Origin of the sequence: Amycolatopsis lexingtonensis, from assembly GCF_014873755.1 — a bacterium.
Taxonomy (GTDB): domain Bacteria; phylum Actinomycetota; class Actinomycetes; order Mycobacteriales; family Pseudonocardiaceae; genus Amycolatopsis; species Amycolatopsis lexingtonensis.
The window spans coordinates 3,867,996-3,890,436 of sequence record NZ_JADBEG010000001.1; the positions used below are offsets into that span (position 1 = coordinate 3,867,996).

General features: G+C 72.3%; 27 protein-coding genes. 16 read left to right on the plus strand and 11 right to left on the minus strand.

From position 1 onward, the window contains the following. The first annotated feature begins 38 nt into the window (after positions 1–38). From H4696_RS17500 to H4696_RS17515, 4 genes are all read left to right on the plus strand, one after another. Positions 39–479 carry a MarR family winged helix-turn-helix transcriptional regulator gene (locus tag H4696_RS17500; protein ID WP_086864504.1) on the plus strand — a complete coding sequence of 147 codons (441 nt, stop codon included), beginning with the start codon at positions 39–41 and terminating at the stop codon, positions 477–479. Further along, positions 476–1,279: an ABC transporter ATP-binding protein gene (locus tag H4696_RS17505; protein ID WP_143265385.1), complete on the plus strand. Its 804-nt coding sequence runs from the start codon at positions 476–478 to the stop codon at positions 1,277–1,279. The genes H4696_RS17500 and H4696_RS17505 overlap by 4 nt, the downstream gene beginning before the upstream one ends. Further along, the gene (locus H4696_RS17510) at positions 1,239–2,060 is read left to right on the plus strand and encodes an ABC transporter permease (RefSeq protein ID WP_086864505.1); all 822 of its coding nucleotides are present in this window, start codon (positions 1,239–1,241) and stop codon (positions 2,058–2,060) included. Before H4696_RS17505 ends, H4696_RS17510 begins: the two co-directional genes overlap by 41 nt. 72 nt (positions 2,061–2,132) lie before the next feature. Then, a complete protein-coding gene (locus H4696_RS17515) occupies positions 2,133–4,211 on the plus strand; it encodes a transglycosylase domain-containing protein (protein WP_169735171.1) in 2,079 nt (692 codons plus the stop codon). Here the strand turns inward: H4696_RS17515 and H4696_RS17520 are convergent. Beyond that, entirely contained in the window at positions 4,208–4,633 is a 426-nt protein-coding gene (locus H4696_RS17520) for a nitroreductase/quinone reductase family protein (protein WP_192782370.1), read from the minus strand. The two genes, H4696_RS17515 and H4696_RS17520, sit on opposite strands and share 4 nt — an antisense overlap. A gap of 154 nt (positions 4,634–4,787) precedes the next feature. On the opposite strand from H4696_RS17520, the gene H4696_RS17525 reads away from it, so the two are divergent. After that, positions 4,788–5,231: a zinc ribbon domain-containing protein gene (locus tag H4696_RS17525; protein WP_192782371.1), complete on the plus strand. Its 444-nt coding sequence runs from the start codon at positions 4,788–4,790 to the stop codon at positions 5,229–5,231. A gap of 280 nt (positions 5,232–5,511) precedes the next feature. On the opposite strand, the gene H4696_RS17530 is transcribed toward H4696_RS17525, so the two are convergent. After that, the gene (locus H4696_RS17530) at positions 5,512–6,123 is read right to left on the minus strand and encodes a PhoU domain-containing protein (RefSeq protein WP_192782372.1); all 612 of its coding nucleotides are present in this window, start codon (positions 6,121–6,123) and stop codon (positions 5,512–5,514) included. A 125-nt stretch (positions 6,124–6,248) separates the two neighbouring features. Between H4696_RS17530 and H4696_RS17535 the strand changes: the two genes are divergently transcribed. The 3 genes from H4696_RS17535 (at position 6,249) to H4696_RS17545 (ending at position 8,245) form a co-directional block, all read left to right on the plus strand. Continuing rightward, a complete protein-coding gene (locus H4696_RS17535) occupies positions 6,249–6,683 on the plus strand; it encodes a single-stranded DNA-binding protein (protein WP_192782373.1) in 435 nt (144 codons plus the stop codon). Positions 6,684–6,866: 183 nt separating this feature from the next. Then, a complete protein-coding gene (locus H4696_RS17540) occupies positions 6,867–7,157 on the plus strand; it encodes a hypothetical protein (protein ID WP_086865653.1) in 291 nt (96 codons plus the stop codon). Between the two features lie 92 nt (positions 7,158–7,249). Beyond that, a complete protein-coding gene (locus H4696_RS17545) occupies positions 7,250–8,245 on the plus strand; it encodes a pirin family protein (protein WP_086865654.1) in 996 nt (331 codons plus the stop codon). On the opposite strand, the gene H4696_RS17550 is transcribed toward H4696_RS17545, so the two are convergent. Together H4696_RS17550 and H4696_RS17555 are read right to left on the minus strand one after the other, a co-directional pair. Further along, positions 8,219–9,064 carry an alpha/beta fold hydrolase gene (locus tag H4696_RS17550; protein WP_086865655.1) on the minus strand — a complete coding sequence of 282 codons (846 nt, stop codon included), beginning with the start codon at positions 9,062–9,064 and terminating at the stop codon, positions 8,219–8,221. The genes H4696_RS17545 and H4696_RS17550 overlap by 27 nt on opposite strands. A gap of 47 nt (positions 9,065–9,111) precedes the next feature. Further along, positions 9,112–9,774, minus strand: coding sequence for a GntR family transcriptional regulator (locus H4696_RS17555; RefSeq protein ID WP_225955726.1), 663 nt, complete (start codon positions 9,772–9,774; stop codon positions 9,112–9,114). 14 nt (positions 9,775–9,788) lie between these two features. Between H4696_RS17555 and H4696_RS17560 the strand changes: the two genes are divergently transcribed. Beyond that, on the plus strand, positions 9,789–11,423 hold the full coding sequence (locus H4696_RS17560; RefSeq protein ID WP_192782374.1) for a thiamine pyrophosphate-dependent enzyme: 1,635 nt from the start codon (positions 9,789–9,791) through the stop codon (positions 11,421–11,423). Here the strand turns inward: H4696_RS17560 and H4696_RS17565 are convergent. Continuing rightward, entirely contained in the window at positions 11,420–12,805 is a 1,386-nt protein-coding gene (locus tag H4696_RS17565) for a pyridoxal phosphate-dependent decarboxylase family protein (protein WP_086855824.1), read from the minus strand. The genes H4696_RS17560 and H4696_RS17565 overlap by 4 nt on opposite strands. A 133-nt stretch (positions 12,806–12,938) precedes the next feature. On the opposite strand from H4696_RS17565, the gene H4696_RS17570 reads away from it, so the two are divergent. Together H4696_RS17570 and H4696_RS17575 are read left to right on the plus strand one after the other, a co-directional pair. Continuing rightward, positions 12,939–13,244 carry a PadR family transcriptional regulator gene (locus tag H4696_RS17570; protein ID WP_086855825.1) on the plus strand — a complete coding sequence of 102 codons (306 nt, stop codon included), beginning with the start codon at positions 12,939–12,941 and terminating at the stop codon, positions 13,242–13,244. Continuing rightward, the gene (locus tag H4696_RS17575) at positions 13,241–13,831 is read left to right on the plus strand and encodes a hypothetical protein (protein WP_086855826.1); all 591 of its coding nucleotides are present in this window, start codon (positions 13,241–13,243) and stop codon (positions 13,829–13,831) included. The genes H4696_RS17570 and H4696_RS17575 overlap by 4 nt, the downstream gene beginning before the upstream one ends. Here H4696_RS17575 and H4696_RS17580 read toward each other — a convergent pair. Beyond that, complete coding sequence (locus tag H4696_RS17580) at positions 13,819–14,733, minus strand: phosphatase PAP2 family protein (protein WP_086855827.1); 915 nt, start codon at positions 14,731–14,733, stop codon at positions 13,819–13,821. The genes H4696_RS17575 and H4696_RS17580 overlap by 13 nt on opposite strands. Before the next feature lie 110 nt (positions 14,734–14,843). Here H4696_RS17580 and H4696_RS17585 point away from each other — a divergent pair, with 110 nt between their 5' ends. The 3 genes from H4696_RS17585 (at position 14,844) to H4696_RS17595 (ending at position 17,424) form a co-directional block, all read left to right on the plus strand. After that, positions 14,844–15,533: a response regulator transcription factor gene (locus H4696_RS17585; protein WP_086855828.1), complete on the plus strand. Its 690-nt coding sequence runs from the start codon at positions 14,844–14,846 to the stop codon at positions 15,531–15,533. Positions 15,534–15,595: 62 nt separating this feature from the next. Beyond that, positions 15,596–16,939, plus strand: coding sequence for a sensor histidine kinase (locus H4696_RS17590; protein ID WP_086855843.1), 1,344 nt, complete (start codon positions 15,596–15,598; stop codon positions 16,937–16,939). Beyond that, positions 16,936–17,424, plus strand: a complete 489-nt coding sequence (locus tag H4696_RS17595; protein WP_249026803.1) for a hypothetical protein — start codon at positions 16,936–16,938, stop codon at positions 17,422–17,424. Before H4696_RS17590 ends, H4696_RS17595 begins: the two co-directional genes overlap by 4 nt. Here the strand turns inward: H4696_RS17595 and H4696_RS17600 are convergent. Next, positions 17,412–18,020 (minus strand): TetR/AcrR family transcriptional regulator, encoded by a 609-nt coding sequence (locus H4696_RS17600; protein ID WP_086855830.1) that lies wholly within the window; start codon positions 18,018–18,020, stop codon positions 17,412–17,414. The genes H4696_RS17595 and H4696_RS17600 overlap by 13 nt on opposite strands. A gap of 65 nt (positions 18,021–18,085) precedes the next feature. Between H4696_RS17600 and H4696_RS17605 the strand changes: the two genes are divergently transcribed. Then, on the plus strand, positions 18,086–19,321 hold the full coding sequence (locus tag H4696_RS17605) for an FAD-dependent oxidoreductase (protein ID WP_086855831.1): 1,236 nt from the start codon (positions 18,086–18,088) through the stop codon (positions 19,319–19,321). A gap of 6 nt (positions 19,322–19,327) precedes the next feature. On the opposite strand, the gene H4696_RS17610 is transcribed toward H4696_RS17605, so the two are convergent. After that, the gene (locus H4696_RS17610) at positions 19,328–19,918 is read right to left on the minus strand and encodes an NADPH-dependent FMN reductase (protein WP_086855832.1); all 591 of its coding nucleotides are present in this window, start codon (positions 19,916–19,918) and stop codon (positions 19,328–19,330) included. A gap of 90 nt (positions 19,919–20,008) precedes the next feature. Between H4696_RS17610 and soxR the strand changes: the two genes are divergently transcribed. After that, entirely contained in the window at positions 20,009–20,485 is a 477-nt protein-coding gene (gene soxR, locus H4696_RS17615) for a redox-sensitive transcriptional activator SoxR (protein ID WP_086855833.1), read from the plus strand. Here soxR and H4696_RS17620 read toward each other — a convergent pair. From H4696_RS17620 to H4696_RS17630, 3 genes are all read right to left on the minus strand, one after another. Continuing rightward, positions 20,476–20,988: a mycothiol transferase gene (locus H4696_RS17620; protein WP_086855834.1), complete on the minus strand. Its 513-nt coding sequence runs from the start codon at positions 20,986–20,988 to the stop codon at positions 20,476–20,478. The genes soxR and H4696_RS17620 overlap by 10 nt on opposite strands. 72 nt (positions 20,989–21,060) lie before the next feature. After that, positions 21,061–21,591 (minus strand): hypothetical protein, encoded by a 531-nt coding sequence (locus H4696_RS17625; protein WP_086855835.1) that lies wholly within the window; start codon positions 21,589–21,591, stop codon positions 21,061–21,063. 2 nt (positions 21,592–21,593) lie between these two features. Further along, on the minus strand, positions 21,594–22,256 hold the full coding sequence (locus H4696_RS17630) for a hypothetical protein (protein WP_086855836.1): 663 nt from the start codon (positions 22,254–22,256) through the stop codon (positions 21,594–21,596). Positions 22,257–22,441 lie beyond the last annotated feature (185 nt).

Below are 22,441 nucleotides of genomic sequence, written 5' to 3' on the forward strand. Positions count from 1 at the left end.
CGTTGCTAATAGATCTGAGTCAGAGCTACTTTGGCGGCATGACCGAACTCGCCGACCGGCTGCTGGGGGCCGTCCAGGGGATCCGCCGCGTGGTGCGCCGCCGGGTGCGCGCCGAGGTACCCGGCTTCCCGCTGCCCGGCGCCCAGGTCGAAGTCCTGCGCGTGGTGGCCGACCACCCCGGCATCGGCGTCGCCGCGGCCGCGCGCGAGCTGCACCTGGCGAACAACTCGGTCAGCACGCTGGTCAACCAGCTCGCCGACGCCGGGCTGCTGCGCCGCGAGCCCGACCCCGCCGACCGGCGCGCGGTCCGGCTGGAGATCACCACCGCCGCGCGCGACCGGATCGCGTCGTGGCGGCGCGCCCGGACCGGGCTCGTCGCCGAAGCCCTCACCGCACTGTCCGAAGAGGACCTCGAAGCCATCGAGAACGCGTTGCCGGCGTTGGAAAAACTCGTGGGCGTCCTGAAGGAGCAGGCATGACCGAACCCGCGGTGCGCTGCACCGGGCTGAGTCATTCGTTCGGCACCACCCGCGCGGTCGACGGCGTCGACCTGGAGATCCGCGCGGGCGAGGTGTTCGGCCTGCTCGGCCCGAACGGCGCGGGCAAGACCACCACCCTCCGGATGATCACCACCCTGCTGCCCACGGCGCCGGACCGGATCACCGTCTTCGGCGTCGACGTCGCCCGCCGCCGGATGGCCGTGCGGCGGCTGATCGGCTACGTCCCGCAGCAGCTGTCCGCCGACGGCGCGCTGACCGGCCGCGAAAACGTCGCGCTGTTCGCCCGGCTCTTCGACGTCCCGCGCGCGCACCGAGCACAGCAGGTGCGGAGCGCGTTGGAGCTGGTCGGGCTGGACGGCGACGCCGACCGCACGGCCAAGACGTACTCCGGCGGCATGATCCGCCGCCTCGAACTGGCCCAGGCCCTGGTCAGCTCGCCGCGGCTGCTCATCCTCGACGAGCCGACGATCGGCCTCGACCCGGTCGCCCGCTCGTCGGTGTGGGACCGCATCGCCGAGATCCGCGCGGCGACCGGCATGACCGTGCTCGTCACGACCCACTACATGGACGAAGCCGAGCAGTACTGCGACCGCGTCGCGCTGATGCACGCCGGCCGGATCCGCGCGCTGGGCACCCCGGCCGAGCTGGAAGCGGGCCTCGGCCCGGAGTCCACTTTGGACGACGTGTTCCGCGCGGCGACCGGCGACCGCCTCGACGGCGACGAAGGAGGGATCCGCAATGTCCGTGCCACTCGCCGCACCGCCCGCCGTCTCGGCTGATCCGGGCCCGCTCGGCCGGCTGCGCGTGCTCGCCGCCCGCGTCGGCGCGATGTGCCTGGTGGAGCTGCAGAAGCTGCGCCGCGACCAGGCCGAGCTGCTCACCCGCGCGATCCAGCCCGCGTTGTGGCTGCTGATCTTCGGGGAGACGTTCACCCGGCTGAAGGCGATCCCGACCGGCTCGACGCCCTACCTCGACTACCTCGCGCCGGGCATCCTCGCGCAGTCGGCGCTGTTCATCGCGATCTTCTACGGCATCCAGATCATCTGGGAGCGGGACGCGGGCGTGCTCGCCAAGCTCCTGGTGACCCCGACCCCGCGGGCGGCGCTCGTCGCCGGGAAGGCGTTCGCCGCCGGGGTCCGCGCGCTCGTCCAGGCGCTGATGGTGCTGGTGCTGGCCGCGGTCCTCGGCGTCGGGCTGACCGCGAACCCGCTGAAGCTGCTCGCGATGGCCGTCGTCCTGGTGCTCGGGTCGGCGTTCTTCTGCTGCCTGTCCATCGTGATCGCCGGGATCGTGCTGTCCCGCGAACGGCTGATGGGCATCGGCCAGGCGATCACGATGCCGCTGTTCTTCGGCTCCAACGCGCTGTACCCGGTGGACCTGATGCCGTCGTGGCTGAAGGTGATCGGCCACGTCAACCCGCTGAGCTACCAGGTGGACGCGCTGCGCGGCCTGCTGATCGGCACGCCGGCACACCTGGGCCTCGACTTCGGCGTGCTGGCCGGGGCGACGGCGGTGGCGATTTCGGTCGCTTCGGCACTGCTCGGCAGGTTGGCCCGGTGAGGTCCATGTCTCACCGAACGGAAGCTTCATTCCCGGGTGGCTAATCTCGGTTTCGTGAATGGTCGCCCTGGCGTGTTCTCTTTGGTCGGATTGTGCGTTCTCGCCGGAATACTGGTGGCGGGCACGGTGGCACCCGCCGCCATCGGAGCGGGACTGGTGTCGAATCAGGTGAGCGATTCCGTCGACGCCATTTCCGCCCGGCTCGCGGCGGCCGATCCCCCGCTCACCACCACCGTGACCGACCGCGACGGCACCCCGATCGCGACGCTCTACGCGCAGTACCGCCTCCCCGTCACCGCGGCCGGGATCGCGACGACGATGAAGGCCGCGATCATCGGAGTGGAGGACCGCCGCTTCTACACCGAAGGCGGCGTCGACCTGCAAGGAACCCTGCGCGCGGCGATCAACGACAGCACCGGCGGCGCACTGCAGGGCGCCTCGACGCTGACCCAGCAACTGGTCAAGAACTACCTGATCAACGTCGTCGACCGGACCGATCCGGCAGCCCAGCAGGCCGACCGCGAAGACTCGCTCGCCCGCAAGCTGCGGGAGGCGAAAATGGCCGTCCAGCTCAACGAAACGATGAGCAAGGACGACATCCTGGCCGAATACCTCAACGTGGTCGAATTCAGCGGAACCGTGTACGGGGTCGGCGCGGCGGCGAAAGCGTACTTCGGGACGACGGCGGACAAACTGACCGTGCCGCAGGCGGCGTTGCTCGCCGGAATGGTGAACAACCCCAGCGTCTACAACCCGTACACGCACCCGGACAAAGCACTGCAACGCCGCAACCTGGTCATCGACGACATGGTCACCAACGGTTCCCTCCCGGCGTCCTACGCGGCGACGGCGAAAGCGGCACCGCTCGGCCTGCTGCCGGACGGGCCGGTGACGCCGTCCGGCACCTGCCTGGGCGCGGCGCCGGACGCGGGGTTCTTCTGCGCCTACGCGGAAAGCTACCTCGTGCACGCCGGGTTCACCGCGGACCAGCTGGCCACCGGCGGGTACACGGTCAAGACGACGCTCGACCCGCGCGTCTCGCAGGTGGCGAAGGACGCCGTCGACGCGAACGTGCCGACCACGCAGGACGGCGTGGCGAACACCTTCGCCGTCGTGCAGCCGGGTTCGGCCGGGCACCAGGTGCTCGCCATGGTCGCCAACCGGAACTACGGCACGGATCCGGCGCGGGGCGAGACGTCCACCGACATCGTCGCGGACGCGAGCAACGAGTTCGGCGCCGGCTCGTCGTTCAAGATCTTCACCTCGGCCGCGGCGCTCGTCACCGGCAAAGCCGGCCTGGACACGCCCCTGCCGAACCCGGACAGCCAGTGCTTCCCCGTCCCCGACGCGCATTCGGCTTGCTACACCGTCCACAACGACGGCCACTACGCGGATCCGATCAGCCTCGCCGACGGGCTGGCGACGTCGCCGAACGTGGCGTTCGTCGGGCTGGAGAGCCAGGTCGGGATGCCCGCCGTCCTCGACATGGCGTACAAGCTCGGGCTGCGCAACACCCTCGCGACCAACGACGCCGGCGCGGCGCCGGACCCGAGTTCGAGCAACCCGCAGTACAGCCAGCCGCAGTCGAAGTACTTCCAGAACCTGCTGTCGTTCACCCTCGGCAACAGCCCGGTCAGCCCGCTGGAGATGGCGAACGTCTCGGCGACCCTGATGAGCGGCGGCGTCTGGTGCCCGCCGGACCCGATCCTGTCGGTGACCGACCGGAACGGGAACGCCGTGCCGGTGCCGCAACAGGCGTGCGAGCAGGTCATCCCCACGGGGGTCGCGAACACCCTCGAAGCGGGGCTGAGCAAGGACACGACGGACGGCACGTCGGCCCAGGCCGCCCACGCGGCCGGCTGGACCCGCCCCGACATCGGCAAGACGGGCACGACCCAGCAGAGCGAGTCGGTCGCGTTCGTCGGCGGCGTCGACGGCTACGCGGTGTCGTCCATGGTCTTCGCCGACGGCCCGCACCCGCGCGAGATCTGCCCGGGCACCCCGGTGCACCTGGGCGACTGCGGTCATGGGGCGTTCGGCGGCACGGTCGCCGCGCCGCCGTACTTCCACGCCATGAGCCAGCTGCTGGCCGGAGTCCCGGACCAGCCGATCCCCGGCCCGGACCCGGCGTACCTGCAGGCGCGGAGCTAGCGCGGTTCGAGGAAGACGAGCGGGATCTCGCGCTCGGTCTTCGTCTGGTACTGCGCGTAGTTCTTGAAGTCACCGGCGATCTTCGGCCAGAGCTTCGCACGCTCTTCGGCGCTCGCGACCCGCGCGCGCATCGGCCGCTTCGGCGCGCCCTTGAGCGACACCTCGACGTCCGGCTGGTCGCGCAGGTTGAGGAACCACGCGGGGTGCTTGTGGTCCCCACCCCGCGAGGCCACGACGACGAGTGCGTCGCCCTCCTGGTGCGGCGAGGTCAGCAGCACGGTCCGCGGCTGCCCGCTCTTGCGCCCGACCGTGGTGAGCTCGAGAACGGGCATGGCGACCTGCCAGCCGACCTTCCCGCCGCTGAGCTTGATCAGGCCGCGGTGCACGGCGTTCATCGTCTTCAGGACGCGGTCGCTCGGCATGATCCCAATCTAGCCCGGTGAGCCGGCCGTCACAGTCGGGCCCCCGATGTCCCTTTTGCCCGCTCCTGGTCCGGACCAGTTCCCGAAAACCCCCACGCGGCGCGGGAGCGGTGTGCGAGGCTGCGGCGAACACGGACCGAAAGAGAGAAGACCGATGCTGATCTGGGGCTGGCGGACACGGATCTACGTGCTGGCGATGACGACGTTCCTGTGCGGCCGCTGCGGCAACCCCGCCTCGCACGCGGTCCGCAAGGCGGTCACGAAGTTCACGCTGTTCTTCATCCCGCTCTTCCCGATCGGCGTCAAGTACACCGCGCAGTGCACCTTCTGCGGCATCGAAAACCGCATCCCGAAGGAGGACGCGGTCCGCCTGCAGGCGCAGGAGGAGAGCCAGTCCCAGCCGCCGTCCGGCTACCCGCCGCACCCTTCGCAGGGCTTCCCGGCGCAGGGCGCCGGACAGCAGGGCTTCCAGTCCCCGCACCCGTCCCAGCCCCAGGGTTTCCCGGCACCGCAGGGCTTCCAGCCGCCGCACCCGTCGCAGCCGCAGGGCTTCCCGCAGCCGGGCCAGCCGGGCCAGTTCCCCCAGCAGGGCCAGTAATCCCAGGTCGGCGGCGCAACCGACCCGATCGGACCGAGCCCGGCACCAGTACGACGGTGCCGGGCTCCGCTAGGGTCTCGACCGCGGCCGCTTTGCCGCACGTCCGCCACGGATTCCCAGCTGGGACAAGGCCGCCCCGCCTCCAGCCGAAGCGAGCCCCGCCCACTGCTCCCAACCCGGCAGCCCGCAACGCCAGCTCCGCAGCCCCACCACCAGCTTCCAGCGGTGGCAAGTCCCGCCCACCCAGCACCACGCGCCGGTCCCAGCCGTCGCGAACCCGCTAAGCCCCGACCGGCACAAACCCGGCAGCCCGCCGAGCAACCCGAGCCGCCATCGCCGCGAAGCGCGCGTGCACGGCACCCAGCAGCACGACATCCACCGCGGCCCGCACCCCAAACGGCCACTCCGGACCACCGGCCCACTCCCGCAACTCCCGCTCAACCTCCCCGGCGAGCGCGACCGCATCCCCAACCCCGCCACCATCCCCACCACCGAGCAACTCCCGCAGCGCCCGAGCGGCCCCAGCAGCCTGCGCCCCCAACCGCGCCACCACAGGCCGCACCGGCTCCGGCACGACTCCCCGCGCGTCCGCGACCTCCCGCGCAAGTCCACCCATCCGAGTGACTTCCCCGGCAATGTGGACGGCGGCGAGCACCGCCTTCACCTCTTCTTCCCGCGGCGCGTGCAGCGCCAGCAGCGCCCCCGCCTGGTCCTCGCACGCGGCCCCGAGCGCGGCCACCGCCGCGGCCTCTTCGCGGGCACGTCCGCCCAGCGTGGGGTCACTTTCGAGCACCGAGCGCGTGGCCTCTTCGAGCGCGATCGCGACGAGCGCGCACAGGTCCGCCAGCCGGTGGGCGAGCGTGACCAGTTCCTTCTGAAACGCCGTCGGCATGGCGGCAGGAAACCAGCCCGGCCGGGTTCCGGCATCTCGTCGCCCGGCCCGGAATTGTCGGACCCCCGTGCTCTCCTCGTCGGCGAGAGCGGTGCACCCCGCACCCGGAGCGGAAGGAGAGCCCGATGGCGGGCGAAACGATGGTCACGGTGATCGGCAACCTGACGGCGGACCCGGAACTGCGGTTCACCCCGGCCGGCGCGGCGGTCGCGAACTTCACGATCGCGTCCACCCCACGGCAGCTCGACCGCGAGTCCGGCGAGTGGCGTGACGGCGACCCGGTGTTCCTGCGCTGCAGCGTGTGGCGGCAGTACGCGGAAAACGCGGCGGAGTCCCTCAACCGCGGATCCCGCGTCATCGTGCACGGCCGGCTGAGACAGCGGTCGTACGACACCGCGGAAGGCGAGAAGCGCACGGTGACGGAGCTGGAGGTCGACGAGCTCGGCCCGTCGCTGCGCTACGCGACGGCCAAGGTGACCAAGCTCAGCCGCCCGGCCGGCACCGGAGGCAGCAGCACCTGGACCCCGGAACCGGCGGCCGCGGGATGCCCGCCGTTCTGACCCTATCCGTTCACGCCCGGCATCCGAACGCCTGTCGACGGGGTTTCGAGCCGTACTGGATCAACGGCGGTGACGATGGAGGGGCGCTCCGGCCGGACCGAACCCGGGTGTGCTGTCGAAATCGGCTCGACCGGTTCGACGCACGGGTAGGACGAGGCCGAACCACGAGCGGGAGGGACCGAGATGAACGGGAACGAGAACACCGGATCACCGGAAGCACGCCCCGAGCTCAACCACCGGATGCGGGCGATGCTGAGAGCGGTGGCCGCGGGCCGGGGCCTGGTGTCGTGCAGCAGCGAACCGGACCTGTTCATCGACGGCCTCTCGTGCGGCGACCAGTTCTCCGCCCACGCCTTGGCCCACCAGGGACTGGTCCGCCCGTCCCGCCCCGGCCGCCCCGGCGAGCTGGTCCCGGCCATCCTGACGACGGCGGGCCAAGCCGTCCTGACCGAGAAGCACCGCCCGGCCGCCTGACAGCTGTTTGACAACTCCAGAAAGCAAAGCGCCGACCCCGCGGGCGGCGGCCACCAGGCCCCACCCGCCCCACCGCGACTACCGTGGCGGACATGAGCAACACCGAGGCCACCCCGGCCGAGCTCGCCTGCGCCGACCGGCCGACGGCCACCGATCCCGACCGCCCCGCCGTCGAGATCCTCGCCCCGCGCGAAGTCCCCCTCGGCGGCCCCCGCGCGATGCGCGTCCGGCGAACCCTCCCCCAGCGCGCCCGTTCCCTCATCGGAGCCTGGTGCTTCGCCGACCACTACGGCCCCGACGAAGTCGCCTCGATGGACGTCGCACCGCACCCGCACACCGGCCTCCAGACGGTGAGCTGGCTCTTCGCCGGCGAAATCGAGCACCGCGACAGCCTCGGCACGCACGCGATGGTCCGCCCCGGCGAGCTCAACCTGATGACCGGCGGCCACGGCATCTGCCACTCGGAAGTCTCGACCCCGGCCACGAAAACCCTGCACGGCGTCCAGCTCTGGGTCGCGCTGCCCGAGCGGCACCGGAACACCGCCCGCGCCTTCGACCACTACGTGCCCTCGGTGAACCGGATCGAAGGGGCCGAGATCCGGGTGTTCCTCGGTTCGCTGGCCGGGCGCACGTCGCCGATCCCGACGTTCACCCCGCTGCTCGGCGCGGAGATCGTCCTGAACCCGGACGCCCACATGTCCCTCGGCGTCGACCCCCGCTTCGAGCACGGCGTCCTCGTCGACACCGGCGACGTCGAGGTGGCCGGTTCCCGCGTCCGCGCGGCCGAGCTGGGCTACGTGGGCATCGGCGTCCGGAGCTTGACCCTGAGCAACCGCGGGAGCGTCCCGGCCCGGTTCCTCCTGCTCGGTGGCACTCCGTTCGAGGAAGAAATCCTCATGTGGTGGAACTTCGTCGGCCGCACCCACGAGGAGATCGCGGCCTTCCGCGAAGCCTGGGAAGCCGGATCCGACCAGTTCGGCAGCGTCACGGGCTACCCGGGCGAGCGGCTGCCCGCACCGGCGCTGCCCGCGGTCCGCATCAAGCCGCGCCGCAACCCGGCGTCAGGCCAGGAAACCGCCCACGGCTGAGGTGAACGCGGGCGCGTCGTCCAGCCACGGGTAGTGCGCCGCACCGGCCATCACGACGACCCGGCCGCGCGGGAAGAGCGCGGCGATGTCGGCGGCGACGGCCGGGCTGACGATCCAGTCCAGTTCGCCGGCCAGCACGAGCACCTCGGCGGTGACAGCGCCAAGCGCGGCACGGGTCACCGACGGCTCGAAGGCACCAGGGGCGTTGTACATCCGCGCGGCCGCCCCGTTGCGCTGACCGGGTTCGGTGGCCTGGTGCTGCCGGGCGGCATCGTCCCAACGGCCGTAGTACATCGGCGCGAAGGCGGCCCAGTCGGCGCGGGTCGCCGTCCGGGTGGCGATGGACTCGTAGGCGGCGGCCGCGGCCTCGAACCACGGCGCGCCGGCCCGCCGCGCCATGATCCGCCGCCGTTCGGCGACCGGCAGCTCGAAGCCGACGGCCCGCGGGCTCGGCGCGATGAGCGCGAGCCGGTACAGGCGCTCCGGGTACCGCTCGGCGTAGCAGAGCGCGAGGCTCGCCCCGGCCGAGTGCCCGAGCAGGTCGAAGCGGTCGAGGCCGAGGTGCTTGCGCAGCGCCTCGACGTCCTCGACCTGGCGGTCGCACCGGTAGGTGCCCGGGTCCACCGGCTCCGCGGAGTCACCGGTGCCCCGCAGGTCGAGCACGGCGGTCCGCCGGGACGCGCTCAGCCCGCCGAGATCGCCGAGGTAGGCGCCGGCCCGCATCGGCCCGCCGGGCAGGCACACCACCGGCGGCTCGGCCCCGGTGCCGGAAAGGCGGACGGCGAGCGCGGTCCCGTCCGGCGCGGAGAAGATCGGCATGGCCCGACCCTGGCACCCGGCGGCGGCCGGGACAAGCGGGTGCGCCCTCACCGGGTCCGGGCGAGGTAGGCCTCCAGCGTCGCCAGCCGGTGCTCGCGGGCGAACCGCTCGACCTCGTCCGGCGCGGCACCGCCCTCGATCAGCGCGAGCAGCCGATCGTGCTCTTCGACGGACTTCGGCGCCCGCCCCGGCACGGAGGAAAACGTGCTGTCGCGGACGGCGGCGAGCCGGGTCCAGCAGCGCTGCACCAGGTCGACCAGGTTCGGGTTGGGGCACGCGCCGAACAGCACCTCGTGGAACTCGGCGTTCAGCGCGGTGAACGCCAGCGGGTCGAACTCGGCGAGGCTGCGGCGCATCCGGTCGTTGAGCGTGCGGGCCCGCGCCAGCTCGTCCGGCGTGAGCAGCGGCGCGGCGAGGCCGGTGGCGGCGCCCTCGACGATCGCGACCGTCTGCATCGCGTGCTGGTAGGCGACGGGGTCGATGGCGGTCACCCGGGCGCCGACGTTCCGCTCGAACTGGATCAGCTCCTCGGCCTCGAGCCGGCGCAGGGCCTCCCGGACGGGCACCGCGCTGACGTCGAGTTCGCGGCCGATCTGGTCCAGCACCAGCCGGTAGCCCGGGCCGTAGCTGCCGTCCAGGATCCTGGCTTTGATCGTCTCGTAGGCCAGCTGGGACTTCGTGACCGGTCTTCCCGCGGACGCGCTGATCATGTAGGAAACAATATATGGTCTCCCCTGCGTCTCCGGCCCCGACCGCGGCCGACCTGATCGTCGGCGGGCTGCGCGCCCACGGCGTGGACACCGTCTTCGGGCTGCCCGGCGTGCAGACCTACGACCTGTTCGACAGCCTCGCCCGCGCCGGCGACGAAATCCGGGTCATCGGCGCCCGGCACGAGCAGACCGTCGCCTACATGGCCTTCGGGTACGCGCAGGCGACCGGCCGGACGGGCGTCTACACCGTGGTGCCGGGTCCCGGCGTCCTCAACGCGTCGGCCGCGCTGCTCTCGGCGCACGGGGCGAGCGCGCCGGTGCTGTGCCTGACGAGCGAGATCCCGCGCGCCTACCTCGGCCGCGGGCTCGGGCACCTGCACGAGATGCCCGACCAGCTGGCGACCCTGCGCACGATGACGAAGTGGTCGGCGCTGGTCGAGCACCCGTCCGGGGTCCCGGACGCGCTGGCGACCGCGTTCCGGGAAGCGGCGGGCGGGCGGCCACGGCCGGTTTCGCTGGCGGTGCCGTGGGACGTGCTGGGGATGCGCGCCCCGGCGGAAGTCGCCGGCCCGTTGCCGCTCCCCCGCCCGGCCGTCGACCCGGTCGCGGTGGAGAAGGCCGCGGAGCTGCTGAGCGGCGCGAAGCACCCGATGATCATGGTGGGCGGCGGCGCCCGGCACGCGGCCGCCGAGGTCCGGGCGCTGGCGGAGCGGCTGCAGGCACCGGTGGTCGCGTTCCGCGGCGGGCGCGGCATCGTCGGCGACGACCACCCGCTCGGCTTCACCTGCGCCGCCGGCTTCGAGCGGTGGGCCGAGACGGACGTCGTGATCGGCATCGGGTCGCGGATGGAGCTGTCCTGGTTCCGCTGGCCGGACAAGCCGCCCGGCCTGAAGACGATCCTGCTCGACATCGACCCGCGGCAGGCGACCCGGCTCGAAGCGGACGTCGCGGTCGTCGCCGACGCGGCCGACGCCACGGCCGCGCTCACCGAGGCCGCCGGTCCACAACGGACGGATCGGACGGCGGAGTTCGCCGCACTGAAAGCCGAGGTGGCGCAACGCTTCGCCGACGTCGGGCCGGAGCTGGAGTACCTGCGGGCGATCCGCGACGTGCTGCCCCGCGAGGGCTTCTTCGTCGAGGAGATCTGCCAGGTCGGCTTCGCGTCCTACTTCGGCTTCGAGGTCTACGCCCCGCGCACCTTCATCACCTGCGGCCACCAGGGCACGCTCGGCTTCGGCTACCCGACGGCGCTGGGCGTGCAGGCCGCGTTCCCGGGCCACCCGGTCGTCTCGGTGGCCGGCGACGGCGGCTTCATGTTCGCGGCGCAGGAGCTCGCCACGGCTGTCCAATATGGACTCAACGTGGTCGCGGTGGTGTTCGACAACGGCTTCTACGGCAACGTCCACCTCGACCAGGAGCGCCTGTTCGAGGGCCGGGCGCTGGGCGGCCGGCTGCGGAACCCGGACTTCGCCCGGCTGGCCGAGACGTTCGGCGCGCTCGGCCTGACCGCGCGCACCCCGGACGACCTGCGCGCCGCGCTGGACAAGGCGTTCGCGTCGGGCCGCCCGGCGCTGGTGCACGTGCCGTGCGAACTGGGCACCGGCGCCTCGCCGTGGAAGTACCTGATGCCGAAGTCGGACCGCAGCTAGCCGGCCGCGACACGCTCCAGCGCGGCGAAGACCAGCTCGACGTCGGCCGGCGTGGTACGCCAGTTGCTGAACGCCGCGCGCAGTGCCGGGCGGCCGTCGAACACGGTCGGGGTGAGGAACGTGGTCCCCTCCTCGGCGATGGCGCGGACGAGGCTGTCGACGCGGGCCTGGGTGACGTCACCGGCCGGGGCGAAGCAGACGACGTTGAGCCGCACCGGCGCGAGCAGTTCCCAGTGCGGCGAGCCGTCGATCCGCGCGCCGAGGTCGCGCGCCAGCGAGACGCAGCGCTCGACGATCTCGCGGTGCCCGTCGCGGCCGTAGGCCGTGAGCGAGAACCAGGCCGGGAGCGCGCGCAGCCGCCGCGAGTTCTCGGGCGTCAGATGCAGGAAGTCCGGCGTCTCGCCGATTTCGCCGAGGTAGGCGGCGTTGTTGCTGAACACCCGCAGCTGCAGGTCTCGGCGCCGGGTGAACTGGACGGCCGAGTCATAGGGCACGTTGAGCCACTTGTGCAGGTCGACGACGACCGAGTCGGCCTGGTCGAGGCCCGCGGTCAGCGCGGCATGATCCGGCGCGAGCGCGGCGAACCCGCCGAACGCGGCGTCGACGTGCAGCCAGAAGCCGTGCCGCCGCTTGAGTTCGGCGATCGCGCGCAGGTCGTCGAAGTCGACGGTGTTGACGGTCCCGGCGTTGGCGACGACGACGGCCGGCCCGTCGAGACTCTCGAGCACTTCGGCGAGCTTCCCGACGTCGACGGCTTCGCGCCCCGGCAGCACGGGCACCTTCCGCAGTGCGGAGCGGCCCATCCCGAGGAACGACAACGCCTTCAGCACACTCGAATGCGGCGCCCCGGACAGCACGGTCACCGGCCCGAGCGCGGCGGCGCCGTCCTCGGAAACCGTCACCCCAGCCTGTTCGCCGAGCCACTCGCGGGCGATGGCCAGCCCGGTCACCGTCGACATGGTGGCCCCGGTGACGAACGCCCCGGAGAACTCCGCCCCCAGCCCGAACAGCTCGGCCAGCCAGCCGACGGTCTCGCGTTCGAGGTCCTGCGCCGACGAGTCCATCCCGCTGGCGGGATTCTGATCGTGCGCCGAGGTCAGCCAGTCCCCAGCGAGCGCCGCCGGCGTCGCACCGCCGGTGACGAAGCCGAGGTACCGAGGCCCCGCACTGGCCGCGAACCCGGGTTCCCACCGCCGCGAAAACTCGTGCAGCGCCCCGCGAGCCCCCACCCCACCGACTGGCAGCGGCGCGGGCCTCACGCCGACCGGCGGCACGGCGGCCGCCCGCTCCCCCACCCCGCCCAGCGCCTCGGCGGCGAGCTTGCTCGCGGCATCGAGCAGATCGGGCAGCGAGTCCAGGTCTTCGGCAAGCCTCGGGTGCATTCCCCGAACGCTAGGCCGCACCCCTGCGGCTGTCGCGGGCCAATCCCCCGAAACTGGCCCGCTCGAAACCCGGCGACACGCCGCGCGTCCCGGCGTCGGACGATCCTTCCGCGACATAGGTCAAACTTGCCCCATGCGGACCACCCACGCCTTGGTGCAGCTCGCCGCTGCGCTGATGGTGGCACCTGACGACCGGCATTGGGGCTACCAGTTGTCGAAGGCTTCCGGCGTCCAGTCCGGCGCCATGTACCCCCGGCTCAGTGCGATGCTGGCCGAAGGCTGGCTCGACGACGGCTGGGAGGACCAGCACGAGGCCGGCGGAAGGCCGCCTCGCCGCTACTACACCCTCACTGAAAAAGGGAAGGTCGAACTGGGCGCGCTGCTGAGCAGGGCCGAGCAGGACCAGCGGTTCCGCGGAATGAACCTGGGGTACGCGTGACCAAGGAACTACTCGCTCTCGTCACGCAGTGGGGCTTCGGCACGGTACTGACCGTCGCGGCGCTCTTCGGCTTCTTTCCCAAGTTCGTCGTGAACCTCATCGTGCTGGTCTACCCACCGGACCACCCTCGCCGCCGGGAACTCCCGGCCGAGCTGGAGGCCGTTCCCTTGCGGGAGCGGCTGACCTGGGTGTTCGGGCAGTGCGCCACCGTCTTGTTCGACGGGGTGCCGGCTCGCGTCCGCGACCTGCGTTCTCGAATCCGGCCCGCCGCCGGGCCCGACGCACCGGAGAGCCCCGAACCGGCCACGCCGCCGCTCTCCCCCGAAGAAGCACGCCGGGCGAGCTTCCTCGCCCGCGCCGCCGAAGTCACGATGGGAGGCGCCGTCTTCGGCCCGCCGATCGCACCGACCACTCCTCCGGACCGAAGGCTGCACACCACCCGGGTGTCCGGCGGCCGCTTCGCCGGCGCTTACGTTTTCGGGGCCGCAGACCCCATGCGTCCGCTTCTCGACGAAGCGGCTCGCAGGCGAAACAACCGTGACGCCGCCGACCTCGCAGAACGGCTCAAGGCCTTCTACGAAGCCTGACGACCCCGGACCCGGCGCACGCGCCCCTCCGCCGGGTCGAACGTCACCCGGCGCAGCGGGCCCGTCAGCAGCAGCACCACCGCCATCGCCGACAGCGCGGCCAGCACCATCGCGGCGACGAACTGCGCCGCGCCGGACGTCGCCGTCCCGAGCACCGCGTAGCCGGCCAGCACCAGAACCAGCGGCGCGAACAGGCCCGACAGCACCGGCAGCAGCGGGACCCGGTCACCGTCGGGGCGGCGGGCGGACACCACCGCCGCCCCGGCGCAGGTGACCGCGGCGACCAGGAGACAGCCGCCGACGGTGTCGCTCAGCCGGTGCCAGCCCAGTGCCACCGCCGCGGCCGAGACCCAGGCGACGACGATGCCGCCGGTCACCAGGGCCGGCAGGCGGAAGCGGCGGGGCAGGACGATCGCGAGGGCCACGAGCATGGCCATCGCCGCGCTGACGTGTCCGCTCGGGAAGCTGTTGTGGCTCGCGACGCCGAACCGGTCACCGGTGCTCGGCCGGTCCAGGACGTAGAGCTTGAGCAGCTGCGCCACCATCAGCGGCGCCGCGAGCAGCGCGAGGGCCGTGACACCCAGCGCGAGCCGCCGCCGGAACAAGGCGATCACGACGACCAGCAGCGCGACGCCGCCGAGCACCACCACCTGGTCCGACTGCCGGAGCGGGTCGGCCCACTCCACCACGTGCCCCGCGGACTGGGCGCTGCGGACGACGCCGTTCTCGACGCCGCGGCCGGCCTCGGTGCGGACGAACAGGAGGTAGGCCGCGACGAAGGCGAGGGCGAACCCGGCCGCGCTCGCGGCGAGCACGGTCGTGCGGGACGCGGCCCGCGTCACGAGTGCGTGGCGTCCGGCCGGCGGGGTCACAGGGCGTACCTCGGAACTGATCACTGCCATGTCCCCGAGTCTGGATCCGGCGTTTCGAGATCCCGTCAGCGTGATGTCATGGTTTTGCTACAAGATCGGCCCGGGTCGCCACGACGTGCGGTTTTCCGAATAATGGCGCCGTGGCCGAGGTACTGGTGGTGGAAGACGACGCGGCGGTGCGGGAAGGACTGCAATTGGCCCTGCGCCGGCAGGGACACGTGGTGCGCACCGCGGAAACGGGCGAGCTCGGGATCGAGGTGCTCGTGCACCACCGGCCGGACATCGTCGTGCTCGATCTGATGCTGCCGGGCATGGACGGTTTCGAGACGTGCCGGCGGATGCGGGCGTCCGGCCCGGTCCCGATCATCATGCTCACCGCCCGCACCGACGACTTCGACATCGTGGCCGGGCTCGAAGCGGGCGCGGACGACTACGTCGCCAAGCCGGTCGAGCCGCGGGTCCTGGACGCGCGGATCCGGGCGGTGCTGCGGCGGGCCGTCGCCGAGCGGCCGGGTGAGCCGCCGCAGCCAGACGAGCGCCACGGTGACCTCGTGATCGACCGGGCGTCGCTCGAGGTGACCAAGCGCGGCGCGGCGGTTTCGCTGACCCCGACCGAGCTGAAGCTGCTGCTGGAGCTTTCGCGCACGCCCGGGCAGGTGTACAGCCGGCAGCAGATCCTCTCCGCGGTGTGGGACCACGACTACCTCGGGGATTCGCGGCTCGTCGACGCGTGCGTGCAGCGGCTGCGCGCCAAGATCGAGGACGTGCCGGCGAAGCCGGAGTACGTGCAGACCGTCCGCGGGTTCGGCTACCGGTTCGGCCGGTCGTGAGCCGGCTCCGCTCGTGGCTCACCGGGCTGCGGTTCCGGCTGGTCGCCGCCTTCGCGGTGATCATGATCCTCGGCGCCACCGCCGCGGCCGGCGCGAGCTACGTTTCCGCGCGCACCGCCATCCTCAGCGGCATCCAGGACCAGACGATGCTGAAGCTGCGCGACCAGATCACCGCGTACCTGCCGACCGTCTCGCTGCCGCCGACGCAGGGCACGCTCGACGCCTTCGCCACGGCGCTGAAGTCCAGCGGCGCGCTCGTCGTCTACCACGACATGCGCGCGACGTCGGGCATCGGCTACGACGACGTGCCCGCCGAGCTGCGAAACGCCGTGGCGCACAGCACGAACATCCAGTTCCAGCGGGTCGACATGCAGGGTTTCCCGATGTTCTTCGTCGGGATCCCGGTGCAGAGCGGCCGCAACGGCGGCGAACCCAGCGGGCTGGAGGTGTACGCGACGGTCTCGCTCAGCCAGCAGCAGGAGGCGATCGACGACCTGGCGCGCAATGCCTGGCTCTATTCGGCGCTCGCGCTGCCGTTCGCGGTCGCGGTGGCCCTGCTCGCGGCGCGCCAGGTGCTGCGGCCGGTGCGCGCGCTGAACACCGCGGCCAGCCAGCTCGGCCGGGGACGGCTGGACGTGCGGCTGCGCGCCACGGGTTCCGACGAGCTGGCCCAGCTGGTCGCGACGTTCAACAACACCGCGGCGGAGCTCCAGCGCACGGTCGGCACGCTGCAGGCGATGGAAGCGGACGCACGCCGGTTCGTCGCCGACGTCTCGCACGAGCTGCGCACGCCGCTGGCCGCGATGAACGCGGTCACCGACGTCCTCGACGAAGACGCCGGCCAGCTGCCCGCGGACACCGCGGTCGCGGCGCGGCTGGTGTCGGCGGAGACCAAGCGGCTGACGCGGCTGGTGCAGGACCTGATCGAGATCTCGCGGTTCGACGCCGGGCGCGCGGAGCTGCGGCGCGAACAGCTGGACGTCGCCTCGGCGGTCGCCGACAGCCTCGCCGCGCGCGGCTGGGAAGCCGGCGACGAGCTGGTCGCCGAACTCCCGGTCGGCATCGTCGCCTCGCTCGACCGGCGGCGGCTCGACATCGTCGTGGCGAACCTGGTCGGCAACGCGATGCGGCACGGCGCCCCGCCGGTGGAGGTGGTCCTGCGGGCCGAGGGCGGCGATGTCGTGCTGACCGTCACCGACCACGGCCCGGGCATCCCGGAGGAGGTCCTGCCCGCCGTGTTCGACCGGTTCACCAAGGCCGACACGGCCCGCGCGCGCTCCGAGGGCAGCGGACTCGGGCTGTCCATCGCCCGCGAGAACGCGCGGCTGCACGGCGGCGACATCACCGCGGCCAACACCGGTTCCGGTGCCCGGTTCGAGCTGCGGCTGCCCCGGGAGGCGTGGTGAAGAAGCTCCTCGTCCTGGCGGTCCTGCTGCTGGTGAGCGCCTGCGGGGTCAAGCCGACGCCGGTCGTCGGCGCCGGGCCGGCCCCGACCCTGCGCAACCCGGAGGGCGGCGCGCGCGGCGCCGAAGTGATCCTCTACTTCGTCCTCGACGGACGGCTCACCCCGGTGACGCGCCCGATCGCGAGCTCGGTGGGCGTCAACACGACGTTGTCGCTGCTGCTGGGCGGCCCGTCCTACGCCGAGACGGCCGACGGCTACACGACGATGCTGCCGCCGGCCGGCGGGGAGATCACGCTGTCCCCCGAACCGCCGCCGACCATCACGCTGCCGTTCCCGGTGCAGCAGCTCAACCCGACCGCGATCAACCAGCTGGTCTGCACGACGTTCGCGGCGCTGGCCGCCCAGAGCCGGTACGTCATCGACAACGCCATCGTGCTCGCCGGGACCGACGCGAAGCTGCCGCCGCAGACCTGTCAGGCGTTCTGACCGAACCCGCCCACGACCAGCCGGAGCGCCTCGGCGACCACTTCGGGTTCCGGGCGCCGGGCCCGGCCGTGCTCGTCGATGTTGGCCTGCAAGGCCGCTTGCAGGCCGCCGAGCACGGCGCCGGTGATGGTCGCGGCTTCGATTTCGCCGAGCTCGGGGCGCGCCTCGCGGAGCAGGCGGGCCCAGGAGTCCGCGACGAAAGCGTTGCGCAGCAGGAATCCCGCGCGCAGGGCGGGTACGGACGCGATGAGCCGGGTGCGCACCGCGGTGAGCGGGTGGTCGAGCGGGAAGCTCCAGGCGTCGGCGGTGGCGAGCGCGCCGAGCGTGCGGAAGACGAGGTCGGCGACCGGCTCGTCGGCGGGAGCCGCGGCGAAGGCCCCGGCGAGGATTTCGTCGTAGAGGTGCTGGTCGGCGAAGACGACGTCCTCTTTGCCCGCGAAGTAGTTGAAGAAGGTCGCGGGCGAAACCCCGGCCGCGGCGGCGATCGCGACGGTCGTGGTGGCCTCGTAGCCGTGTTCGTCGAACAGCAGCAGCGCGGCCTCGATCAGCGCCTTGCGCGTCCGCTGCTTCTTCGCTTCCCGCAGTCCTGGTGCCACGGGACCGAGCTTAGCGTCACTCCAATTTTAGAGTGTCTCTAAAATTATGTGCTACGGTCGGGCTCATGGAACGGGTGCGGTGCTGCATCGCCGGGGGCGGACCGGCGGGGGTGATGCTCGGGCTGCTGCTGGTCCGGGCCGGGATCGAGGTCGTGGTGCTGGAAAAGCACCACGACTTCCTGCGCGACTTCCGGGGTGACACCGTGCACCCCTCGACGCTGCGGCTGCTGGACGAGCTGGGGCTCGGCGAGCGGTTCGCCGCCTTGCCGCGCGGCCTGCTGACGAAGGCGCGGCTGCGGGTCGAGGACGAAGCGGTCGTGGTCGCCGACTTCGGCGGGCTGCGCGGCCCGCACGCGCACATCGCGATGGTGCCGCAGGCGGACTTCCTCGAACTGCTCGCCGGCGCCGAGCCCGGGATGTCGCTGCGCATGGACTGCGAGGTGACCGGCCTGCTGCGGGAAGGCGGGCGCGTGACCGGCGTCCGCTACCGGGACGACCGCGGTGAGGTCCGCGAACTGGCCGCGGACCTCACCGTCGGCTGCGACGGCCGCTGGTCGGCGGTCCGGCGCGCGGCCGGGCTGCGGATGCGGGAGTTCGCCGTGCCGATGGACGTCTGGCAGGTCCGCGTCCCGAAGGGTCCCGAACCGGGCCCGGACGGCGCGGTGTTCATCCGCATGGCGGGCGGCCAGGCCGCGGCCACGATGGACCGCGGCGACTACTACCAGACGGCGTACCTCATCCCGAAGGGCCGCGACGCCGAGCTCCGCCGCCGCGGCCTCGCGGAGTTCCGCACCCGCCTCGGCGCCCTGATGGGCTGGGACGCCGGCCGGCTCGCGGCGATCCGGTCCTGGGCCGACGTCCACCACCTGGACGTCCGGATGGGCCGCCTCCGCCGCTGGTACGGCGACGGCGTGCTGTGCATCGGCGACGCGGCCCACCCGATGTCCCCGACGGGCGGGGTCGGGGTGAACCTGGCGATCCAGGACGCGGTGGCGACCGCGACGCTGCTGGCCGCCCCGCTGCGGCAGGGCCGCGTGCCGACGGCGAAGCTGGCGGCGATCCAGCGCCGCCGCGCCCTCCCGACCGCCGCGGTCCAGCAGTCCCAGCGCGGCGAGCAGGCGATGCTGCTGGCGCCCTGCCTGAACGGGACCCTCCGCCGGCTCCCGGCCCCGCTGCGCTTGATCGGCCGCACCCCGCTGCTGCAACGCTTCGCGGGCTTCCTCGGCGGCGTCGGCTTCCGCCCGGAGCACGCGCCGGCCTTCGCCCGCCGGCCGTCCACTGTGGACGGCTCGAACCGCTGAGCCGGCTCAGCCCGGGTAGGGGCGGGCCGCCCTGGCCTCCGTCAGGGAGCGGGCCCACCACGCCAGCTGGTCGAGCATCGCCTTCGCCGCGACCCCGGCCGCTTCGTCGGTCGGCGTCCCGTCCGGCCCGAAGCGCGTGTGGGCGCCGTGGAAACTGACCGTCTCGCGGATCGTCACCGAGTGGAGCTCGGCGAAGACCGCCCGCAGGTGCTCGACCGCGCGCAGCCCGCCCGAGATCCCGCCGTAGGACACGAACGCGACCGGCTTCGCCCGCCATTCGTCGCGGTGCCAGTCGATCGCGTTCTTGAGCGAGGCCGGGTAGCTGTGGTTGTACTCCGGGGTCACCACCACGAAGGCGTCCGCGGCCGCGAGCCGCGGGGTCACCTTCCCGATCTCCGCGACCACCGCGGGCGCCGGCGCCGACCCGAAGGCGGGCATCGCCAGCGGGAGGTCGGGTTCGGCGAGGTCGACGACGTCGACGTCGAAGCCGCCGCTCTCCGCCGCCACACCGGCCAGCCAGTCGGCCACCACCGGGCCGAACCGTCCCTCTCGGACACTTCCCACGATCACCGCGACCCGCACGGGTGCTTCGGACACGCTTTCCTCCTTGCCACTGCGGCGTTGTCGCCGTCCGGGCCAGGATGGGACTTCAAGCTCGCTTGAAGTCAAGGGTGCGGCTGTGGTTGCATGACGGGCATGGCGAACGCGACGCTGCCCGATCTGACGGTCGGCGAACTTTCCCGGCGCAGCGGGGTACCCGCGTCGGCCCTGCGGTTCTACGAAGACGAAGGCTTGATCCGGAGCCGCCGCACCGCCGGGAACCAGCGGCGCTACTGCCGGGACGCCCTGCGGCGGGTGACGTTCATCAGGATGTCGCAGCGGGTCGGCATGCCGCTGTCCACCATCCGGGAAGTGCTGGCCCTGCTGCCCGACGACCGCACCCCCACGCGCGCCGACTGGGCGCGGATCTCGCAGTGCTGGCGGGAAGACCTGAACGCGCGGATCCGCCAGATGGAACAGCTGCGCGACGACCTGACCGACTGCATCGGCTGCGGGTGCATGTCACTGGCCAAGTGCCGGTTGGCCAACCCGGGCGACCGGCTCGGCGCCGACGGCCCGGGGCCCCAGCGCCTCGCCGACCACCGCGCGGACGGCTATGCCTGACGTTCCAGCACGCCGCGCAGGAACATCGCCTGGCCGGCGTGCTGGATGTCGTCGTCGAGGACGCTGATCAGGCGCACGCCCAGCGTCACCGGCGGGTCCCAGGCCTCGTCGACCACCCGGTCGAGTGCCTTGGCGTCGAGACCGGTCACGAACCGGACGGTCTGCTCGTGCACGGCGTCGTAGTAGCCCGTGAGCAGGTCCGGCTTGTCGACGCGGACCGCCTCGACGTCGGCGGGGCGGTGGCCGTAGCCGGTGTCGCCGGCCGGGAACGGGAGGCCGAAGCGCGACAGCCAGTCCTCGCCGGTCCACACCTGTTCCGTGCCCGCCACGTCCGCGACGTGGTCGTCCTGGACCCGGGTCAGGTGCCACACCAGCCAGGCGATCGAGTTGGCCTCGTCGTCCAGCCGGGCCCGGAGCCGGTCGGCGGTGAGTCCTTCCACCGCCGCGTGCACCGTGCCCTGGACCCGGCTGAACCCGTCGACGAGCAGATCGGCCACGTTCATTCGGCTGCCTCCCGTTGCTGACGCCGTTCTCTCGCGTGCTACCCGATCATGCCCGCCGGCAAACGGTTCCCGCTAGCGCGGCAGCAGCTGGTCGAAGAACGAGCGGTAGCGCCGCAGCGCGATCCGCAGCTCCTCGGTGGCCGGTTCGCCCTGCTGCCACTGGGCTTCCAGGTCGCTCTTGTGCTCGGCGAACGTGGTGGCCAGCGCGCTGATCACGGCGGCGACCAGCTCGTCGGCCTGCCGCACGGCCTGCTTCGGGTCGTCGACGAAGCCGGTCTGGACGTTCTGCCAGCGGTCGCGGAAGCCGGTGACCTTCTCCTCGTCGATCAGCGGGGGCGTCTCGACGTCGCCGCCCGACTCCGCGGGCGCGGTGCCACTGTCCGCCGTGCCGGAGCCCGCGGTGTCAGAGCCCGCCGATGCCAGGTCCGCGGTGCTCAGGCCGTGGTCCTGGCCGGTGCCCGGCTCGCGGAACTCGGCCTGCTCCTGCTCGGGAACCCCGGCGGTGTCGTCGCGGGAGTCGCGGGACGAGTCGTCGTGCGCGAGGTCGTCGCGGCCGAGGTCGTCGTCCTGGTCGGTGCTGTGCCGCGTCAGGTGGTCAGTCATGGTCAGCGTCCTCCGTTCCACTCGGTCCGCGGCTGCGCGGACGCCTGGTGCTCGTGCTGGTCGGTGTCGCCACGGCCGTCGCGGTCGTGGTCGTGGTCGTGCTGGTGACCGTTCCGGCGGTCGTGGTGCTCGTCGTCGGCGCCGTCGGTCAGCAGGTCCTCGACCACGGTCCGGTAGCGGACCATCGCGTCGCGCAGGTCCTCAGTGGACGCTCCGTCGCGCTTCTGCTGCGTGGCGTGCGCGGCGCGGTAGTGCTCCAGCGTCTTGGCGTGGCGCACGGAAAGGTCGGACAGCTGCTGCTCGTACCCCTCGGTCGGGTAGCCGCGTTCGGCCATCAGTGCGACGAGGAGCTGGTCCGCTTCGGCGACCGCGGCGGACGGCTGGTCGACGAACTTTTCCTGTACCTGCGCCCATTCCCGGGCGTAGCGCTCGCGGGCCGAGGCCGAGAGCGGGCGGATGTCGAGCTCCTTGTGGCGGCGTTCCCGCTCGGCGAGCTCGCGTTGCGCGGCGCGCGGGTTGTCGCTTTCCTTCACGGCGCGGTCGTACTCCGGCCCGAAGCGCTGCTGCAGCCGTTTTCGCTGCATCTCTTGTGTCACAAGCCAGATCACGGCGCCGAGCACCGCGACGGCCACGACGACGATCACGACGATCAGCCAGGTGGGCATCACACAACTCCTTCATGGATGTCGCCCCCGATGGGACCGGTGTGCCCGCTACCCGGGTGCCGAAAACCACGGCCGCCCGCGATTCGGCCGACCGGCCGCGCCGATGCCGCCGGATGCGCGGTGTAACGACGGTAACACCAGGAAAATAGCGTCGTTAACATCCGAGTGCTATCGTCGATAACAGA

Excerpts from the sequence above, each read along its gene's own strand:
- H4696_RS17510 (WP_086864505.1), top strand. The coding sequence starts at position 1,239 with ATGTCCGTGCCACTCGCCGCACCGCCCGCCGTCTCGGCTGATCCGGGC.
- H4696_RS17565 (WP_086855824.1), bottom strand. The coding sequence starts at position 12,805 with ATGCACCCGAGGCTTGCCGAAGACCTGGACTCGCTGCCCGATCTGCTC.
- H4696_RS17580 (WP_086855827.1), bottom strand. The coding sequence starts at position 14,733 with ATGGCAGTGATCAGTTCCGAGGTACGCCCTGTGACCCCGCCGGCCGGA.
- H4696_RS17620 (WP_086855834.1), bottom strand. The coding sequence starts at position 20,988 with ATGAACGTGGCCGATCTGCTCGTCGACGGGTTCAGCCGGGTCCAGGGC.
- H4696_RS17630 (WP_086855836.1), bottom strand. The coding sequence starts at position 22,256 with ATGCCCACCTGGCTGATCGTCGTGATCGTCGTCGTGGCCGTCGCGGTG.
- H4696_RS17525 (WP_192782371.1), top strand. The coding sequence starts at position 4,788 with ATGCTGATCTGGGGCTGGCGGACACGGATCTACGTGCTGGCGATGACG.
- H4696_RS17505 (WP_143265385.1), top strand. The coding sequence starts at position 476 with ATGACCGAACCCGCGGTGCGCTGCACCGGGCTGAGTCATTCGTTCGGC.
- H4696_RS17530 (WP_192782372.1), bottom strand. The coding sequence starts at position 6,123 with ATGCCGACGGCGTTTCAGAAGGAACTGGTCACGCTCGCCCACCGGCTG.
- H4696_RS17520 (WP_192782370.1), bottom strand. The coding sequence starts at position 4,633 with ATGCCGAGCGACCGCGTCCTGAAGACGATGAACGCCGTGCACCGCGGC.
- H4696_RS17535 (WP_192782373.1), top strand. The coding sequence starts at position 6,249 with ATGGCGGGCGAAACGATGGTCACGGTGATCGGCAACCTGACGGCGGAC.
- H4696_RS17545 (WP_086865654.1), top strand. The coding sequence starts at position 7,250 with ATGAGCAACACCGAGGCCACCCCGGCCGAGCTCGCCTGCGCCGACCGG.
- H4696_RS17570 (WP_086855825.1), top strand. The coding sequence starts at position 12,939 with ATGCGGACCACCCACGCCTTGGTGCAGCTCGCCGCTGCGCTGATGGTG.
- H4696_RS17555 (WP_225955726.1), bottom strand. The coding sequence starts at position 9,774 with ATGATCAGCGCGTCCGCGGGAAGACCGGTCACGAAGTCCCAGCTGGCC.
- H4696_RS17560 (WP_192782374.1), top strand. The coding sequence starts at position 9,789 with ATGGTCTCCCCTGCGTCTCCGGCCCCGACCGCGGCCGACCTGATCGTC.
- H4696_RS17625 (WP_086855835.1), bottom strand. The coding sequence starts at position 21,591 with ATGACTGACCACCTGACGCGGCACAGCACCGACCAGGACGACGACCTC.
- H4696_RS17500 (WP_086864504.1), top strand. The coding sequence starts at position 39 with ATGACCGAACTCGCCGACCGGCTGCTGGGGGCCGTCCAGGGGATCCGC.
- H4696_RS17540 (WP_086865653.1), top strand. The coding sequence starts at position 6,867 with ATGAACGGGAACGAGAACACCGGATCACCGGAAGCACGCCCCGAGCTC.
- soxR (WP_086855833.1), top strand. The coding sequence starts at position 20,009 with ATGACGGGCATGGCGAACGCGACGCTGCCCGATCTGACGGTCGGCGAA.
- H4696_RS17590 (WP_086855843.1), top strand. The coding sequence starts at position 15,596 with ATGATCCTCGGCGCCACCGCCGCGGCCGGCGCGAGCTACGTTTCCGCG.
- H4696_RS17605 (WP_086855831.1), top strand. The coding sequence starts at position 18,086 with ATGGAACGGGTGCGGTGCTGCATCGCCGGGGGCGGACCGGCGGGGGTG.
- H4696_RS17550 (WP_086865655.1), bottom strand. The coding sequence starts at position 9,064 with ATGCCGATCTTCTCCGCGCCGGACGGGACCGCGCTCGCCGTCCGCCTT.